The organism is Halanaerobium kushneri (assembly GCF_900156285.1).
Taxonomy (GTDB): Bacteria; Bacillota; Halanaerobiia; order Halanaerobiales; family Halanaerobiaceae; genus Halanaerobium; species Halanaerobium kushneri.
In genome coordinates this window covers 15,470-32,487 of sequence record NZ_FTNC01000029.1, presented here as the reverse complement: position 1 = coordinate 32,487, position 17,018 = coordinate 15,470, and the positions used below count along the sequence as shown (strand labels likewise).

The 17,018-nt window shown below is 34.5% G+C and carries 22 protein-coding genes and 1 pseudogene; 3 read left to right on the top strand and 20 right to left on the bottom strand.

Translation table 11 applies throughout. The features are described 5' to 3' along the window. Positions 1–348 precede the first annotated feature (348 nt). Positions 349–1,350, top strand: a pseudogene (locus BW929_RS13420) (4Fe-4S dicluster domain-containing protein); the annotation flags it as partial. Between the two features lie 77 nt (positions 1,351–1,427). Here BW929_RS13420 and BW929_RS13415 read toward each other — a convergent pair. From BW929_RS13415 to BW929_RS15400, 17 genes are all read right to left on the bottom strand, one after another. Then, complete coding sequence (locus tag BW929_RS13415) at positions 1,428–2,273, bottom strand: alpha/beta hydrolase (RefSeq protein WP_076546001.1); 846 nt, start codon at positions 2,271–2,273, stop codon at positions 1,428–1,430. Positions 2,274–2,329: 56 nt separating this feature from the next. Beyond that, positions 2,330–3,079 carry an esterase family protein gene (locus tag BW929_RS13410; RefSeq protein ID WP_076546000.1) on the bottom strand — a complete coding sequence of 250 codons (750 nt, stop codon included), beginning with the start codon at positions 3,077–3,079 and terminating at the stop codon, positions 2,330–2,332. A 28-nt stretch (positions 3,080–3,107) separates the two neighbouring features. Continuing rightward, positions 3,108–4,268, bottom strand: a complete 1,161-nt coding sequence (locus tag BW929_RS13405; protein WP_076545999.1) for an ATP-grasp domain-containing protein — start codon at positions 4,266–4,268, stop codon at positions 3,108–3,110. Between the two features lie 202 nt (positions 4,269–4,470). Next, entirely contained in the window at positions 4,471–4,863 is a 393-nt protein-coding gene (locus tag BW929_RS13400) for a hypothetical protein (RefSeq protein ID WP_076545998.1), read from the bottom strand. Positions 4,864–4,952: 89 nt separating this feature from the next. Next, positions 4,953–5,180: an SDR family NAD(P)-dependent oxidoreductase gene (locus BW929_RS13395; protein WP_234978111.1), complete on the bottom strand. Its 228-nt coding sequence runs from the start codon at positions 5,178–5,180 to the stop codon at positions 4,953–4,955. Positions 5,181–5,354: 174 nt separating this feature from the next. After that, positions 5,355–6,224: a class I SAM-dependent methyltransferase gene (locus BW929_RS13390; protein ID WP_076545996.1), complete on the bottom strand. Its 870-nt coding sequence runs from the start codon at positions 6,222–6,224 to the stop codon at positions 5,355–5,357. A gap of 97 nt (positions 6,225–6,321) precedes the next feature. After that, on the bottom strand, positions 6,322–6,696 hold the full coding sequence (locus BW929_RS13385) for a putative signal transducing protein (protein WP_076545995.1): 375 nt from the start codon (positions 6,694–6,696) through the stop codon (positions 6,322–6,324). A gap of 29 nt (positions 6,697–6,725) precedes the next feature. Next, complete coding sequence (locus BW929_RS13380; RefSeq protein WP_076545994.1) at positions 6,726–7,178, bottom strand: 2-thiouracil desulfurase family protein; 453 nt, start codon at positions 7,176–7,178, stop codon at positions 6,726–6,728. A gap of 24 nt (positions 7,179–7,202) precedes the next feature. Then, a complete protein-coding gene (locus BW929_RS13375; RefSeq protein WP_076545993.1) occupies positions 7,203–7,709 on the bottom strand; it encodes an SDR family oxidoreductase in 507 nt (168 codons plus the stop codon). A gap of 41 nt (positions 7,710–7,750) precedes the next feature. After that, positions 7,751–7,939: a uracil-DNA glycosylase gene (locus BW929_RS13370; RefSeq protein ID WP_076545992.1), complete on the bottom strand. Its 189-nt coding sequence runs from the start codon at positions 7,937–7,939 to the stop codon at positions 7,751–7,753. 11 nt (positions 7,940–7,950) lie between these two features. Continuing rightward, a complete protein-coding gene (gene tsaA / locus BW929_RS13365) occupies positions 7,951–9,033 on the bottom strand; it encodes a tRNA (N6-threonylcarbamoyladenosine(37)-N6)-methyltransferase TrmO (RefSeq protein WP_076545991.1) in 1,083 nt (360 codons plus the stop codon). Between the two features lie 16 nt (positions 9,034–9,049). Then, complete coding sequence (locus BW929_RS13360; protein WP_076545990.1) at positions 9,050–9,595, bottom strand: NUDIX hydrolase; 546 nt, start codon at positions 9,593–9,595, stop codon at positions 9,050–9,052. A gap of 126 nt (positions 9,596–9,721) precedes the next feature. Further along, positions 9,722–9,958, bottom strand: coding sequence for a hypothetical protein (locus BW929_RS13355; RefSeq protein WP_076545989.1), 237 nt, complete (start codon positions 9,956–9,958; stop codon positions 9,722–9,724). A gap of 4 nt (positions 9,959–9,962) precedes the next feature. Beyond that, on the bottom strand, positions 9,963–10,262 hold the full coding sequence (locus tag BW929_RS13350; protein ID WP_076545988.1) for a hypothetical protein: 300 nt from the start codon (positions 10,260–10,262) through the stop codon (positions 9,963–9,965). A gap of 146 nt (positions 10,263–10,408) precedes the next feature. Continuing rightward, entirely contained in the window at positions 10,409–11,653 is a 1,245-nt protein-coding gene (locus BW929_RS13345; protein ID WP_076545987.1) for an MFS transporter, read from the bottom strand. 58 nt (positions 11,654–11,711) lie between these two features. Continuing rightward, complete coding sequence (locus BW929_RS13340; RefSeq protein ID WP_076545986.1) at positions 11,712–12,200, bottom strand: carboxymuconolactone decarboxylase family protein; 489 nt, start codon at positions 12,198–12,200, stop codon at positions 11,712–11,714. 82 nt (positions 12,201–12,282) lie between these two features. Continuing rightward, a complete protein-coding gene (locus tag BW929_RS15400) occupies positions 12,283–12,453 on the bottom strand; it encodes a hypothetical protein (RefSeq protein ID WP_200805253.1) in 171 nt (56 codons plus the stop codon). Between the two features lie 137 nt (positions 12,454–12,590). Between BW929_RS15400 and BW929_RS13335 the strand changes: the two genes are divergently transcribed. Then, complete coding sequence (locus BW929_RS13335; RefSeq protein ID WP_076545985.1) at positions 12,591–13,952, top strand: Na+/H+ antiporter NhaC family protein; 1,362 nt, start codon at positions 12,591–12,593, stop codon at positions 13,950–13,952. A gap of 64 nt (positions 13,953–14,016) precedes the next feature. On the opposite strand, the gene BW929_RS13330 is transcribed toward BW929_RS13335, so the two are convergent. The 3 genes from BW929_RS13330 to BW929_RS13320 all read right to left on the bottom strand — a co-directional run bounded on the left by BW929_RS13330 (position 14,017) and on the right by BW929_RS13320 (position 16,025). Further along, the gene (locus BW929_RS13330; protein ID WP_076545984.1) at positions 14,017–14,769 is read right to left on the bottom strand and encodes a class I SAM-dependent methyltransferase; all 753 of its coding nucleotides are present in this window, start codon (positions 14,767–14,769) and stop codon (positions 14,017–14,019) included. A 187-nt stretch (positions 14,770–14,956) separates the two neighbouring features. Beyond that, entirely contained in the window at positions 14,957–15,337 is a 381-nt protein-coding gene (locus BW929_RS13325; protein WP_076545983.1) for a universal stress protein, read from the bottom strand. 136 nt (positions 15,338–15,473) lie between these two features. Beyond that, the gene (locus BW929_RS13320; RefSeq protein WP_076545982.1) at positions 15,474–16,025 is read right to left on the bottom strand and encodes an RNA 2'-phosphotransferase; all 552 of its coding nucleotides are present in this window, start codon (positions 16,023–16,025) and stop codon (positions 15,474–15,476) included. Positions 16,026–16,385: 360 nt separating this feature from the next. Between BW929_RS13320 and BW929_RS13315 the strand changes: the two genes are divergently transcribed. Then, complete coding sequence (locus tag BW929_RS13315; protein WP_076545981.1) at positions 16,386–16,853, top strand: YbhB/YbcL family Raf kinase inhibitor-like protein; 468 nt, start codon at positions 16,386–16,388, stop codon at positions 16,851–16,853. The last annotated feature ends 165 nt before the right edge of the window (positions 16,854–17,018 follow it).

Sequence of the window (17,018 nt, the reverse complement as noted above, 5' to 3'; positions counted from 1 at the left end):
AAATTACAGTTGGTAGTTTTACTGAAGGATGAACTCTTTTATCTTCAATCTGCTCTAATTTTTGAATTAAATCGTAGACCCTGTTACAATATTGATAACAACTTAATGTATGATTTTTAGTTTTCATTTTTCCCCGTCTCCTTTTTTGTGTGTTTTTCTTGTCAATTAACACTTTCAAAAAAGGGCGGGGATTTCCTTTATTAAAGCCCGAATTATCAATCATCATAAGGTTTTTAATTGGGATAATTGTATGACTAATATTTCTAATATTCTTTATTTTGGAACTACTGCTGAGAATACTGTTTGAACTGTATTCTCCTTATTTTTTAAAAATCATTTGCGGAATCTCTGGATTCTAAAGATCAGGGAGTAAAAAAATATATACTGCCACCACCAATGGCAGGTTTTTTTGAATTTTCAATGATGAGAACCCGTCAGGATATCAATCAAAAACTGCTGGCAGAATTATATCATCAGTATTTGAATGTGGAAGAAGATTTTATTAAAGATCTATTTTTAGCCAGCGAGACCAAACTGGGCCGGGTCTATGTTAATGAAGAAGTTCTCTCTAAAGATAATATGGTCCATATTTTGGATTTTGAAAAAGCAAGTCATATCATAGAAAGTGCTGAAGATATAGGAATCAGCACCTGTTACTGCAGGCATAAAATGCACCACCTTGATCAGGCCTGTGATGCTCCACTTGATATCTGTATGACCTTTAATAACACTGCTGATTCTTTAATCCGCCATGATCATGCCCGTCGAGTTGAAACTTCAGAGTGTCTGGAGCTTTTACATCAGGCTTATGAGCACGGACTTGTTCAGTGTGGAGAAAATGTGCGTGAGAGTCCTACCTTTATCTGCAACTGCTGTGGCTGCTGCTGTGAGGCACTTCTGGCAGCAAAAAAGTTTGGCAATCTGCATCCGGTACAGACAACTCATTATCTACCTCAGATCAATTACCAAAGCTGTATTGACTGTGGTAAGTGTATTGAAGCCTGTCCAATCGATGCAATCTCCAGAAATGATGAAAAGGTAGTGATTGACCATGATATCTGTCTTGGCTGTGGAGTCTGTGTTCGCTCCTGCCCCAACAGCTCCTTAAGTCTGCAGCGGCGCAAAGAAGAAATTATAACTCCCGTTAATTCAGTCCACAGAACAGTTATGATGGCAATTGAAAGAGGTAAACTGCAGAATTTGATTTTCGATAACCAGGCTTTCGGCAGCCACCGGGCAATGGCAGCTGTAGTCTCAGCTATTTTAAAACTGCCTCCCATTAAACAGGCAATGGCCAGTAAGCAGCTCAAATCACGCTATTTAGAAAAAATTATAAAAAAACTGGCTTAATCTTTCAGCAGCAGTATAGCCTTCAATTAAATTTCAGAGTTAGAAAAAAGCCGGCTAATACCGGCTTTATCTGTTTGTTATTTTAATTTTTTGCAGTAGCTGTAATCAAAATCTTTCGATTTCAGCTTTTTAAGATCTGCAAAATCTCCATAAAAATATAGGAGGGGACAGTGAACTCTAGCTGCCCAGGCAGTTTCGCTGTGAACGGCTCCGGGAACCTGATAATAGATTAAATCAAGTTTAAATTTTCTTTTAAGCTCTTTGAGCCTTGAAATGACATCCTCCGTAAAAGACATAAATTTACCTTCGGCCTCACCCGTATCCAGCCAGATTCTGCTCTTTAAATTATGATAATTATAAGAATTAATTTTTTCCAGCGGGGAACTTTTACCCCACCAGAAGGAGGGAGACATCACTGCAAGTTTGCCAAAGAGATCGCTCCTCCGCAATCCAATGTTGAAAGTAACCAACCCTCCCATCGATGAACCCATTAAGGCTGTATTTTCTGGACCCTTTCTAACTCTGTAATTTTCTTCAATAAAGGGCATTAGTTCTCGAATAATAAATTTTTCATAGGCAAAACCTCTGGCTTTAACCTTCTTCCCTCTATAATAACCATCCTGATGAGCATATTCGCTCAGCCGTTCTTTACCCATATTATCAGCAGCCACAATTATAATTTCTTCAATTTTTTCGGCTCTAATTAACCTTTCTGCAGTCTGATGCAGATTCCAGGAATCTCCAGAAAAAGATTCCCGGCCGTAAAATACATTCTGACCGTCATGAACATATAAAACTGAATAAAATTTATTCTTTTGAGCTGAATAAGAAGGCGGTAAATATATTCTTATTTTTCTGGAATTATTTAAAACCTCAGATTTAAAGTCCTTTATAATTTTAATATCTATTTTTTCTTTTATCATCTAGAACCCCTCAGCTACCTTTTTTATTGATCTTACTTTTTTTAAAATCAACTAAACTAGATAATTCCCTCTTCTTTAAGCTTTCCCAGAAAATAGGGCATCTGCTCTCTCCAGCCTGTCCAGTCATGGTCTACATCATAACCCCAGTAATCAAACCAGGCAGGAATCCCTTTTTCAGCCAGAATAGTATCTAAAAGCCTGGTATCTCTTAAAGTATCTTTCTCCCATCTGCCCTGACCGGCACAGACAATCAACTTATTTTTGCGATAATGATTGAGATACCAATCATCTTCCAGCTCCCTTAAATAATCAACCGGGGAATTCAAATAGACTTCTGTATCCATATAGCCCCCGGTAAAAAATCTGGCATCATAAATACCGCTTAAAGCAACAGCGGTATCAAAGGCATCAGGATGTTTAAAATAAAAATTGACAGCATGGTAGGCGCCCATACTGCAGCCAGTAGTAATTAATCCTCCCTGCCAATTGGAATGATATTTAATCAGAGGCAGCAGTTCATCAACAATATAGCGATCATAGCTGTTGTGAACTAAAGCCTTATCATGGGAATGGAGGCCGAAATTAAGCCAGGAATCAGCATCAACACTGCTTGCTGCATAAACTGTTAGCTCACCATTTTCAATAAAAGGCCAGATAGCATCAATCATACCAAAGTCCTCGTATTCATGAAAACTACCACCAGAAGAAGGGAAAACAAGCATTGGTTTTCCGGCATAGCCGTAGATTTTAAAAGGCATCTCCCGATTTAAATTTGAACTGTAAAAACTTCTGTACTCTATCTGCATAATTATACCTGCTTTCCTTTCAAAAAAATTAATTTTTATCTATCGCATATTTAACAGCTTCTTTTCCCTGCTCCATTTCCTCAGTTCTTAAAATTATGCCATAATCTCCAATAGCAGGAGCTAAAATGGGCGAAATTGCTTCGTGTAAAACTATATATTGACCATAATTATTTAAAATATCTTCTAAAGAATGCTTATAATTGATAAAATTCTTACGGCCGATATAAAAACAATTATATTTTCTGCTGATATCTGCTCTAAATTCACCATGAGCTATCAACTCTGCATAAGCTTTGTAGATATTTATATCATTGGCATAATTAAACATGTCCAGAGTCAGCCCTCCAGGTGGTCTCATATTAACTTCCAGGGCAACAATTCTTCCGTCCGCTAGTTTAAAATACTCAAAGTGAAAAAATCTTTCTTTGAGTTCAAAGGCCCGAGCCGTCTTTTTACCAGCTTCCACTATATCTTCCGGTAGCTCTCGCGGAATATAATAATACATATCAAGCCCCTCATTAACAGTCTCCATAATTCCACCCTTATAGACCATTGAGGAGGAAAAAACAATATTACCTTCTTGATCTGTCAGCCCATCAAAAGTGTGTATTTTGCCCTCGATATATTCTTCCATTATATAATCAAGATTTAATTTATTATTAAAAAAATCTAACAGTTGATCGTGATTGTGAATTTTATAGGTATCTGCTGCGCCAACACCGCTGTCAGGTTTAACAACCACCGGATAATCAACTTCAGCAATAAAGTCTTCGGCTTCGTTGAGACTGTTAACAACCCTGCCGCGGGCTGTGTTTAAACCAGCCTGCTGAAAGACGTCTTTCATCTTTGATTTGTACTTCATTGCTTCAATTTCATCAATTTTTAAACCTGGCACATTAAAATCAGTTCGCAAACGGGCATCTTTTCCCAACCAATGTTCATTATTGGACTCAATTCTATCAATTTTTCCATACTTATGGGTGAAATATCCACAAGCTCTAAGCAGCTGGGAATAGTCCTCCATATTATCAACTTTATAATATTCTGTCAGAGAATCTTTAAGCTCTCTTCTCAATTCTAAATAGGGCATATCTCCAATTCCAAGTATATTGACTCCGGCGTTTTTAAGCTCCACACAGAAATTATAAAAATTATTAGGAAAATATGGCGATATAAAGATAAAATTCATATGATCCTTCCTTTCTCTACTCTACTTCTCGAATTATCACTAATTATAATCATAACTGTTATTAATAAGTTAACTAATTTTATCATTTTAAATTAAAATTGTAAACTATATGGATCAGATTTTTCCACTTTAAATTACTGTTCAAATTGCAGTCATTGTATATTCAACTAATTTACTGCTTCTTAACAAAATCAACCAGCAATTATTTTTTCTCATTTTTTGATGAAAAAATACTCAAGACAACATAAGCAATTAATGTAAAGACAAAAAAGATTAGTAAGACTGTAGCAATGCTCTGCAGAGAACCAATCAAAGTTCTGTAAATTTCTAAAGTCCAGCGCTCAGTTGTAAGTTGAACAACTTCTCTATTTTCATAGCGAGAAGTTATATATTTTTCTAAATCCCAGACTCTGACTCCCCCGGAGATTCCAACCACATAAATTGCAAATTTAATATATTTAAGCCAGGCCTGATTGATTGCCTCAGGTACTATTAAGTTTAAAATTTTATAAATTGAATCATTAAACAATCTGCTTACTATATAGCAGACAAGGAGTGCCACCAAAAATGTAACCAGCATTAGTAGATAAAACATATATTCACCTCTTTATTTATATCTTTTACTTCAGAAATCGATCAGGTAACCTGTTTATAATTTCCTGATATCTTATCATTTCAAAACTTTTATTCCGCTCCCCAACCTTTTTGCAGCAATTTGGTATTAATAACTCCTGGATGTAGGCAGTTAAAGGTAATTTTATCTAATAATGGAAGCAAATGAAGTGTTAAAATAAACTGAGAATGATAATTGACAGCTATAGTCTTTTCTATCTGATCTTCACTATATTCTAATTTATTTTGATAAATTCCCGCATTATTGATCAAAACATCAATCTTCTCTTCTTCCTCCAACAGCTCCAGACTTAAATTTAAAATCTGCTGCTGTGACTCCAAATCAGCTATAGCAATTTTATCATTATAAATTATATTAACATAATAATTATTTAGTTAAAACACAAATACAGCCTAAAATTAAGTATATTGAAAGTTGATTATTTCATTCTTTAATTGAATAATTTCTCTTTATCAATCCTTAACTGCATAAACTATTCTTTCACCATCATAAATGCTGATTTCTCTGCTGCTTAAATCAGAATACAGCTTTTGATACTCATCCTTTCCCACATCTTCTATTAGTTCTAAACCTCGTGAATTTAAGATCTCTTCAATTTCACTGCTTTTAAGGCCGGTTTTCCAGGGAGAACCCATCTCTTCAACAAAAGAGATAATTTTTTCATCAACTTCAGATCTTTCAGAACCAACAACTACTTCCTTTTTCACATAACTAAAAACTACTCTGCTTCCACTCTTTAATTCAGCAAAATAATCGATTACTTTATCCACCGCTTCTCTTTCCAGATATTGAGTAACACCTTCCCAGATCAAAAAAGTTTTCTTATTCTTATCAAAATTATTTTCCTGCAGCACCTCATTTAAGTCTCTTTTTTCAAAATCAATTTCTACCAAATTAAGATATTCAGGAAGATCCTGATATAACTTTTTTAATCCTTTTTTCTTTTTGGAAAGAGTCTCAGGATGGTCTACTTCAAAGACTTCCAGATTTTCCAACCCTTCAATCCTGATGGACCTTGTATCAAATCCTGCGCCAAGAATTAATAACTGCTCCATCTCTTTTAAGTTTTCTCTTAAAGTGTCATCAATATATCTTGTTCTGTATAAGAGATTGCCAATTACGCCAGGCAGTTCTTTATCTCTTTTAGCAAATATCATCTCTCTTAGAGGAGAAAACTTAATCAGCTTTAAAAACAGTTTCCAGAGAGGAGGCATTAAATAAAATGCTGCTCCATCATAAAAGAGTCTCTCATCTTCGGGATAATATGATTCTGCTGCTCTAAGTGCAGCATTTGATAAAGCAGAATAGCTTTTATCTTTCATTATTTTTGCCTCCCTGTCAATTATTTTTTATTGTTTTTTTATATCATCCAAAAAAGAATATTTAATAATCTAACATAAAAAGAATATTTAAAACTTTTTAAAAAAATAGGGGTAGTAAATGTAAAAGTAGATAGAGAACAATAATTATTTTAGCAATCTGAGCCAGATAAAAAGAAAAGTTTCTGTTTCTATTTTTATCACTTTTAAGTTCTCGACTCTGATCTGCTTCTTTAATTTCTTCTGTAGCCTCTATATTTAAACTTTCCAGCAGTTCTTTAGCCTCTTTATAATCCTTCTCTGCAACATAAAGTTCTATATTGAAGGCGGAATAGCCCATATAAAGCATAGTATAGTCCCCGGTTTCATCGTGGCGCACAATAAGCTCAATCCCGTTATCATTGAGTAAGGCCTCTATCATCTCTGCTTCGCGGGTCCCGGTTGTTATTAAATGCTGCAGTTTAAATTCAGCCATTGTTTTAGCTCCTTAAATTTTTATTAAATCTAATCTTCAATTAAATTGTTTTTCACTAAATCAGTTTCAGTTAAAACTTTTATCCCATTTTTTATTAATAATTCAGCTGTGAGACCTCTGCCGCTGATTAATGTACCGCTAAAAGTTCCGTCGTAGATTTTTTCCGAGCCGCAGGAGGGACTTCTCTGCTGCAGTAATGCTTTTTTGGCTTCCACAATTTTTGCTATTTTTAAAGTTTTTTCTGCCCCCAGTTTAAATTCAGCTGTTAGATCTTTACCCTTTTCAGTTATAACTTTTTTCCTGCCTTGATCATCAATAATAATTTCGGAGGGATCTCTGGGAGTCGGGAGTCCTCCCAAAACTTCAGGACAGACCGGAATTGCCTTTCCTGTTTTGACTAACTCTGCAACTTTTTTATTTAAGTTATTTTTGCCGTCATAGCGGCAGTTAATTCCTGCCAGACAGGAACTTACAAGAAACATTTAATCACCTTCAATCATTAATTTTTAACGCTTAAATCCACCTTCAGAATTTATAATTTCCCCGGTAATCCATTCAGCATCTTTTGAGGCCAGAAAACTAACCAGTCTGGCTGTGTCTTCAGGTTGACCGATTCTACCCTGCGGAAACTTTTTCAATAACTCCTCTTTCAGCTCCTGACCCATCCAGCCGGTATCTGTAGGACCCGGATTAACAGCATTAACTGTTATTCCTTTGGGAGCTAATTCAGCTGCCAGAGAGATGGTTAAGGCATCCACTGCTCCTTTGGTAGCTGCATAAGCCATCTCATTTTCCATTGGTCCTTTAAACTGACCTGAACTGAGATTAATTATTCTGCCGCCTCTTTCTTTTTCTGCGCCCCAAGGCATCTTTCGATCATAATCAAGCCAGTAAGTAAAAAAAATATCTGCACCATCTTCTGCTAATTTCCTGGCAATTGCTGCGCCAATTCCCTGCAGCCGGCTGGCCCCTGTTATTAGGGCAGTTTTATTGTTAAGTCTTTTCTCTAACATAATACTATCACCTGTTTTTATTTATTATTAATTACTGAGATTTATAAACTCTGATCAATACTGCCGTCAGGCAGCATATTATCAGGATGGTATTCGCCGCGCTCTTCCATTTGATAGCGCTGACAGCTTTTATTATCACCATGACAGTAGTTTTCAACCCACTTTTTATCTATTTTACCAGCTTCATAAAATCTCTTCATCGGACAGACCGGATACCATTTGCAGGTCATAATTAGCCTCCTTATTTCTCAACTATTCCGCTGCCGTCAAGCTGATAATAACTGCTTTCAGCACAGTCCCTGCATAAAACTTTATCATCTTTTTGAACAGCTTTGGCAGCCATTAATCTCTCCCCACACTTACTGCATTCAGCATCAGCAAAGATCGGGGCATAATCAGGTAGTTCGATTTCAGCATTTTCTTCAATTTTAAAGTATTTATCAGGATCTGCTTCAATTATTTCAAAAGCTATCTCCTGCCAGAGTTCCTTCATTTTCTGCTGTTCTTTTTTGCTGCCTCTTCTTTCTGCAATAACTTTTTTAAATAATTCAGCTGCTTCTGGATATTCCCGTTCAATAAAATCTGGATCTTTGAGGTAATATCTAAGAGCTTCTGATGAATTCTCTCTTTTGACAAAGGTGACAGCTGTCTTGCCAAAATCACGATAGATGAGTGAATTATTGCCAAAGGTAGTGCCGGCGACATATTGAATACCGTCACTAAAACAGCTGTTAGATTCCACTACAGCCAGTAAATCCTCCATTCCATCATTTTCTGCAGCAAGTCTCTTTAAGGCATCTGCAGCAGCCAGCACTCCCAGGGCAAGAAAGGGACAGTAATGTCCGTGCAGTTCTCCCGTCTTAAGCAGTAAATCATGAAGATTCTGATATCTGATCAATTTATTAATCCTGTAGCGCGGTGTCTTCTTCTGCAGAGATAGAGTTGGCTGATCCATAAATGAGGCGTAAGGTTTAATATCAATAACTGGAGTTCCATCTATCGCATCAAGTCCATAGACATGCAGTTTATTACCCTCTCTTTTCAATAATTCCACAGTTGTAATCCCAATCGGTGTTGGTCTGCGGGGACTTCTGGAGGTAAAGAGACCTCTTTCCGACCCCTTTCTTCTTTTGCTGATTAGGTCATATCCTTCCGATTTATGAAAATAGAAAAGGATCTGCAGGTATTCATAATCTTCTATTTTGTCAAGACCATCCAGGTATTCTTCCTCAACCTCAATTATACTTCTATTCTTTTTCATCTCATCCGGACCAACAGGTTCCTTATATTTACTTCTAACTTCTGCTATTTTTTTAACTTTCATTTTTGTCTCCTTAATATCAAATTTTCATTTTAGTTTTTCTGAGCATCCTTAATACTGATTCTTCATCGACATAGTTATCTACTCTATTGAGATCAATCCATTTTAAATTCTTAGATTCGCTGCTCTTTTCTAATTCTTCTCCAGCATCTGCTTGCAATAAAACTCTTAAGTCATAGTGAAAATGCTCAGCCTGCTTTTTAACTGCAGGAATTTTATGAACATCAAGATCAAATATTTTCTGCTCAACTACTGAAAGTGAATTTAAACCGGATTCTTCTGCAGCTTCTCTTAAAGCAGCTTCTTCAATTAATTCTCCCTCTTCTAAATGTCCACCCAGTTGAATCCATTTATCTAGTGCCTGATGATGGTGAAGTAGAATCTTATCACCCTGATGATTGACTATCCAGGCAGAAGCTGTTAAATGCCCCTTAGAATTAGTTCGCAAATAGTCATCTTCATTATTAGCTAAAAAATTTATAATTTGACGCTTATATTTTTTCTCAGCCTGACTGTTCGGCTTATATTTTCTAATTTCCTCTAAAATTTTTTGATGGTAATCCAACTTAAAGATTCTCCTTTTCTATTATATATAATTCTTGATTAATTTTATTTTCCCTGTTTAAAAATCAAAGAGCCGGGAAATCCCGGCTTTCTTTATAACAATTATTTTTAAAATTAAAGATCAAAATTATTTTCTGATTTTTGTTCCGCTGTAAGTAAAGGCATCACTATTCATATCGAGGCGGTCATCTTTGATTTCAGCTATAATATTACCGCAACTTTTACAGACAAAGTTTTTACCTTTAACTTCTCCATCATAAAGCCTTGTTATTTTGCTCTTCCAGCAGCGGAGAACTCTGCCCTGGCCAATTTTTTTGTATTTAAATAATTTACTTTTGCATTTTGCACATTTAATTGTCAGCATGATATCAATCCTCTGGCTGATTTAGATAATAATTTTTGCGGGCAAAATATATTAAAGTCATCCAGATCCCAAAAGGTACTAAAGTTAAAGCAACTAAGAGAATATTAACCCAGATATTTATTTCCATATGTCTTGAGTAATAAACCAGTGCAATGACATAAAAAATAACAGCAGCTGTACCGATGAAATATAAATTACTATTACTACTAAGTATTATGTTAGAAATAATCAAAATAAGTATCGATGTTAAATATAGTTTACCTGCTTTATTTGAAACAAAAGCATTAAATATTGATTTTAACATTATCCCGCTCCCTCCTGTTTTTATAATTAAACTTAAAAGATAAGCCTACTCCAGACTCTGGCTTTCCAAATAATCAGCCAACTGCTTCATTTTAAACTTTGTGCTAATTTTAGTATATCATATCAGCTCAGTTAACAAAATAATTTCTATTTGCTATTTTTTTGGATTGATAATTTGATCAAAGTTTTTAATAAAAGCATTACTAAAGCAGCTGTCAGAAACATTATATTTAAACCCCATCGGTCAGCAATAAAACCAATAATTGGAGCTGAAACCACAATGAAAACAGTTCTAAATTGCGATTCGATAGATAACATAGTTGCTCTTTCCTTTTCAGCTATGATATTGGCAATATAATCGAGCATCACCGGTCTTCTCATACTTCTAAGAACATAGAATAAGATAAACAAAAGAATTATAAAATAAGTAAAACCGCTGTTTATAATTAAGCCGATCAGAGCCATTATAATTACTGTTAAAATATAGACAATATTTAGAGCTTTACCTGTATCTACAAAAATTCTTTTCAGCTTAAAGGCGCTGCGGCTGGCAGCGGAACTGAGTAGATAAATCACTGCATAGGACAGGCCAAGCAGAACTGAAAGTCTTTTTTCTTCACCGTAATTCAGCATTAAAGGCAGTGCAATCAATTCTATTTTTAAAATCGGCTGCAGATAATCTTTTAGAACCTTAAAAAATCCATCATAAATACCTGAATTTATAATTCCTTTCCGCAAATCCTGTAAATTAAATAACAGTCTCTTTAGACTGTCGATTCCAGCCAGAAAAAATTTCTTTAAATCTAAATTTCCATTTGTTTTTCCATCCAGGTAAGCCGGATAAGTAGAAATTAAAATAAAGTCCAGAATATAGGGGATAATAGAAAATAAAAAAATCAATCTGTAGTTTGATTCTACAAAAACTATAAAAGCTCCAATTAAAGCTGAAATGGCTGAACCTATCAGTGAATAGGATTTAGTTCTTCCATAAACTTCCGACTTTTTATCGGCAAGCCCTTTGCGATCAAGATATAAAAAAATAATAGCTTTGTGGGTTCCACTTCTAAATGCCTCAGCTATACCAAAAAAAATCACTGCCAGAATCATAACCAAATAATTTAAAGCCAGGTAAAATAAAATAAAGGAAAAGATATAGAAAATAAAACAGATCTGCAGGCTTTTTTTACGGCCGTACTGATCAGCAAAAATACCTGATGGTACTTCCAGTATATTTTTAGTAATTTCTCTGATTGAAATGAGGGTTCCAATCTGAAAATAGGAAAAACCAAGGCTGAGAAAAAATATATAAAGAAATGGCTCAAAGAATTTAAGGTTTTTCAGCAGACCATAAAATCCAAATTTTTTGATATTTTTATCTTTTTTAATATCCATAATTATTCCTCCGGGAATAATATTATTTTAATAATTTGCACAGACAGCAACAGCAGTATCAGCTGCTCTGTGCCAGCAGACCAAAGCTTAATTTATAAAGAAAATAATCAAAACTATTCCCCGACAGGTTGCCGAAATTAATCATTCTGACTGCTAAGTTAATAGTTTCAAATTTTTCTCTTCCATATTCAGCCTTAACCTTATCCATCATTTCCTCTTCGGGCTGCCCTTTCTTTTCTGTCCAGTGCTGAGCGTAAAATAGAGCCAAAGTTTCTTCTTTCGGACAGTCTTCTAATTCACCTGCTAAAAGAGAATTAAGTTCAGCCTGACTGATACCTGCCTTAAGAGCCAGTTTTGAATGATAGTAGGAACAGTAGCGGCAGCCGTTGACCTCCGTTACAGCCATCATCAGCCTCTGCCTGAATTCTGCATCAAGCAGTTCTCCTGAATCTAATTTCTTTATCTGATCTCTATTTTTGATAATAAATTTTAATTCTTTAATAAATTCTCCGAAACTGTTGAATTTTCGCTTTTTAAATTTCTCCATATTAACTCCTTTAATTTAAATATTATCTTTTTATATTTCAATCAGCTCTAAATATTGATTAAAATTAGTGTTATTACTGTCATCAGAATGAAGCCCATTCTTTTGTTCTTAATTTTTCTCGGAAAAAGAGATAACCAGCGGCTGTGATTAAAACAATGCTGCCTACACTGAATATTGGAAAGACATTATCCAGTTCCATAGTTTTAATCTGGTTGAAAAGCTGATTTGGTAAAACAGGCAGATTTTTGAGCATTCTATCACTTCCTGGTTTCTATTATATCAAATCAAAAAATAATTAAAACTTTTTCCGGCAAAGTGTTGACATATGTTCAAAATTAATTATATAGTAGGATTGGTAAATAATAAATAGAAAACTCTGGGGGAATTGGAATGTTAACTTTTAAACAGGCAGTAATACCTGTGATTACAATGGTTTTATTGATCTTATTTTCTGTTCTATTCTGGGAGGCACCGATTCAGATTGCTCTCTTTTTTGAAATAATAATTATTATAGCTTTAGCCTTATACTGGGGCTATAAGTGGCAGGAAATTGAAGAAATGCTTTTTTCAAGTTTTAAAAATATAGGTAATGTAATTTTAATTTTATTTTTACTGGGAATGATGATCGGACTCTGGATTGCTGTAGGCACAGTACCGACAATGATCTACTTCGGGCTGCAGACTATCAGCCCCAGATACTTTTTTATCCTTTCTTTTATTTCAACTTCTCTTGTTTCAATGGCAGTTGGTACCGCTGTGGGAACTGCAAGTACAATCGGACTGGCCTTAATCAGTCTGGCCCAGACAATGGGGCTTAACCCTGCCTTAGCTGCAGGAGCAATTATTTCTGGATCTTATGTAGGAGACAGAATGTCACCAGTTTCTTCAATTGCTATTATCACAGCTCACAGTTCAGAAGCCCGGCTAATGGATATGATTTACCATATGCTCAAAACTGCAATTTTACCTTATCTAATTACAGCTTTAATTTTTCTCTTTATTGGATTAAACAGTTTTTCCAGCATGACAGCTGCAGTTAATTTAGATTCTCTGATTAAACTTTTAAACAGCAATTTTCAGATTTCCTACTGGCTTTTACTGCCTCCAATTTTAATCATTATTCTGGCCATCTTAAAAATACCAACAATTATTAATCTTGCACTAAACATTCTATTTTCTTTAGCAGTGGGAATATCTTTAACACAAAGAGGCTGGTCAGAACTTTTAAATATTATGTTTAGAGGTTTTAAAAATAAAACTGGGGTGGTCTTCATAGATAATATACTTAGTCGCGGCGGTTTAACAAGTATGCTGGAGCTAATTTCGCTAATTATTTTTGCTGTTCTTTTAGGAGGACTCCTGGAACAAATGGGAGTTTTAAACAGTCTCTTAAAACCATTTATTCATCTAATTAAGAAAAAAATGCATCTGATTACTGTAACGATCTTTGCAGGTATAATTTCTGCTGCTCTGGGCTGCAATCAGTTTCTGGGAGTATTTCTGCCGGCTAAAATGCTGGGAAAAAATTACGACCAAATGAAGGTTAAAAGAAAAGAACTGGCCAGAGCACTGGGAGATTCCGGCCTCATATTTTCACCCTTAATCCCCTGGAATGTTAACGCCTTAATGATGACAGCAGTTTTAGGAGTGACAACAGTAGAATATTTTCCCTATGCATTCTTTCCACTCCTGATGCCCTTTTCTAATCTATTAGTTAGCTATGTTGAGGAAAAATTTTTAGTCCAACATTAGCAATTAAAATAAAAGAGATTATCAAAAAAAGTTTAATATCCTGTGGAGTTAACAAAGTATAAAATCATCTTATCTTTTTAGCAATATAAAAGCCATAACTTAAATAATTTTTATACTTTTTATAGAGTCTTATTTCTTCTTTTTCTTTCTCTATCAATTGCCCGGCTGCTGCTGAGTAATTATGTTTTTTAAGAAAATTGTCAAAACGTTCTTCCATTGGTTTGTAATAACTATCAATCCAGCTTGATTCTGGCAAACAGAAATATCCAACTGGTGAGAAACCATTTTTTTCTAAGATTTTAATTTTGCTTGAAGCTGTATCAATTTCGGGATATTCACTATTCCAGTGTTCTTCTATTGCAACCGGTCTGGAATTGGTGAGCCAGGTTATCTCACTTACTGCCAGATAACCGCCTGTTTTTAAAAACTCTTTCCAATACTTGATGCCTGCTTCAAATCCCATAATGTAAACTGCTCCTTCAGACCAGATAATATCAAATTCTTCACGGCCAAAGGGCAGATCATCCATTGATTTTTTTAAAGTATTGATTTTATGAGCTAAGCCCAGTTCTTCTGCCCTTGAATTTAATTCATTTAAAAATTCAGTAAATAAATCAACAGCTGTTATCTCTCCTTTAATATTTTTAGCCAGAGTAATTGTCTGGGCACCTGTACCACAGCCAATGTCTGCAACTTTTAAATTTTCATCTTCATTTAGCTCCATAAAGCTCAGTGCTTTTATTGTATCCTCAGTATTGCCTGGCCCCTGTCTTTTACCCTCTATATGAAAATCAAGCAATAATTCAAGTTCTGTCATATTAATTTCTCCTTTTTAAAAGATTAATATTAATAATTTTTTATATGACTTCTATTCTGCAAATGCAATTCTATCTTCTTTAGCAATCTTTAAAATAAAATTAACACCCTCTAAAATCAATCAAGACTTAGAGGGTGCTTTAGTCTATTAAAGTTTAATTTCCTAAAAATATATTTTATTAGAAAAGCTATTTAACTACCATTACTGCCTGTTTTGCATGTCTAACTACCTTATCACTGGTTCCACCTAATAAAAAACTTCTTTTTTCGTCTTTTTTATCAGCCAGAATAATTAAGTCAAAATTATTTTCAGCAGCAAAATTACAGATTATTTCAGCAGGGTGTCCATAATGAATTTCCTTTTTTACTTTTATGCCTCTTTTTTTAAAAAAATTTGCTTCTTTGTCCATTACTTTTTTTATTCGTTCTTTAATATTCTCTTCTTTTACAGCTTCAGTAATTACTGTTATTAAAGTAACTTCTGATTCAGGATTAATCAAGTCTGCGGCAATATGAGATGTTTTTTTTGACTTTTCCGTTCCATCCACACCGACCAGTATTTTTTTCATTTTACTTCCCCCCTCTTGCTGTACAAAAAGATTATTCCAATACTATTATAATTCATCATCTATAATAGAATTCCTTTATCTTGATCCTGCTAAATCTATAATCTTGTCAATTTAAATTACAATAAGGGGAATGAATCTAATCCTTTTTCAGTAAAGATAAATATTTAGCAGAAATCTTATCAGTTAGATAGATATTTGCTGCTGTTTTATAAAAGTTCTGTCCTTCCTGATGAGCTTTAAGAGCTTTAATCTTAAAAATTACCGGTTTACTGGTTCTTCTCAGAGCCACCTTCTCAGCTTCTTGTATCTCAACACTTAAGTGGACATAATTTCTTTTCATCGGTTTGAGACCAGAAGCAAGAATTATATCTTTAACCTCAGGTCTGGTACCATGATAGAGAATTTTAGGTGGCTTAACGGCTCTGTAATCTGGATTAACTCCATCAATGCTGTGGCCATAGCTTGCTCTGATTCTTTTCCTGCCATCTAAAAATCTGAAACGCTCCTTGGAATCATTCTGGACCAGCTTTATTAAGTCATTCTTTGTTATATTTTTATACTTCTTACTCAATGCCTGCAGAAGTTCATCTGTTTTAACAGAAGCATCTGCTGCCAGTTTTAAGTCAAAATCTTCCGGATGATGGCGCAGAATATAAGAGATAGTTTTTGAGAGTTTGGTTTTGTTCATAATGATACCTCCAACTTTAAGTTCAATTTAGTCCTCTCTCTGTATATTTTTAAACTATTTTCTGCTTCTCATATATCATATTCAAGCTTTTTATAAATATAGCCTCTTTATCTAATATTTTTCTAATGTCGGTGTATTGTCTAATAATATTATAAAATATTTATAGTAATTATACCAATACATAGAAATTTCTTTTTTATCTTTATTTTAGCTCTCTGACTGTAGCAATTACTTCTACAACTCTTTATTTTCTGAATGTTTTTTGTTATTATATAATTGAAATAAAAGACTATAAAAGCCTAGATATAAAACTTAATCCAGCTGATTAGTTTTTGAGATTAAGAAAGGAGGCTGAAATTTATGGAAAAGGAACTGCTTATTAAATCTGCCTTTGAAGACGGTGGCTTTATTCCTGAAGAATACACAGCAGACGGCAGAGATATTTCTCCTCCGCTGATAATTGAAAATGTGCCTTCAGATGCAAAAACTCTGGCTGTTATTGTTGATGATCCTGATGCCCCAAACGGTAATTTTACCCACTGGCTGATTTGGAATATTCCGGCAGATATCAGTGAGATTTCAAAAAATATTGAAAGGAAAGAAAAAGTTAAAGAATTAAATGGAGCCACACAGGGTAAAAATGATTTTAATGAATTAGGCTATAGGGGACCGGCACCACCCAGTGGAGTCCACACTTACAGATTCTATGTCTATGCTCTTGATGATCAGCTTGAGTTAAAGACTGGAGCGGACAAAGAAACTCTGCTCAAGACAATGGAAGGTCATGTACTGCAGAAGGCTGTTTTAAAAGCTAAATATACACGCTGATTTGTAAAATTAATTATCAAGGCACTTGATTTTTATCAGGTGCCTTTGCTTTTTTGAATCATCATTTCTAAAAGAACGATCCAGCTCAGTATTGTCTATTATATCAATTTTCTTTTTATATTTTTCCTTTTTAGATTCAGGATAGGCAATTATTAGTGGCTAATA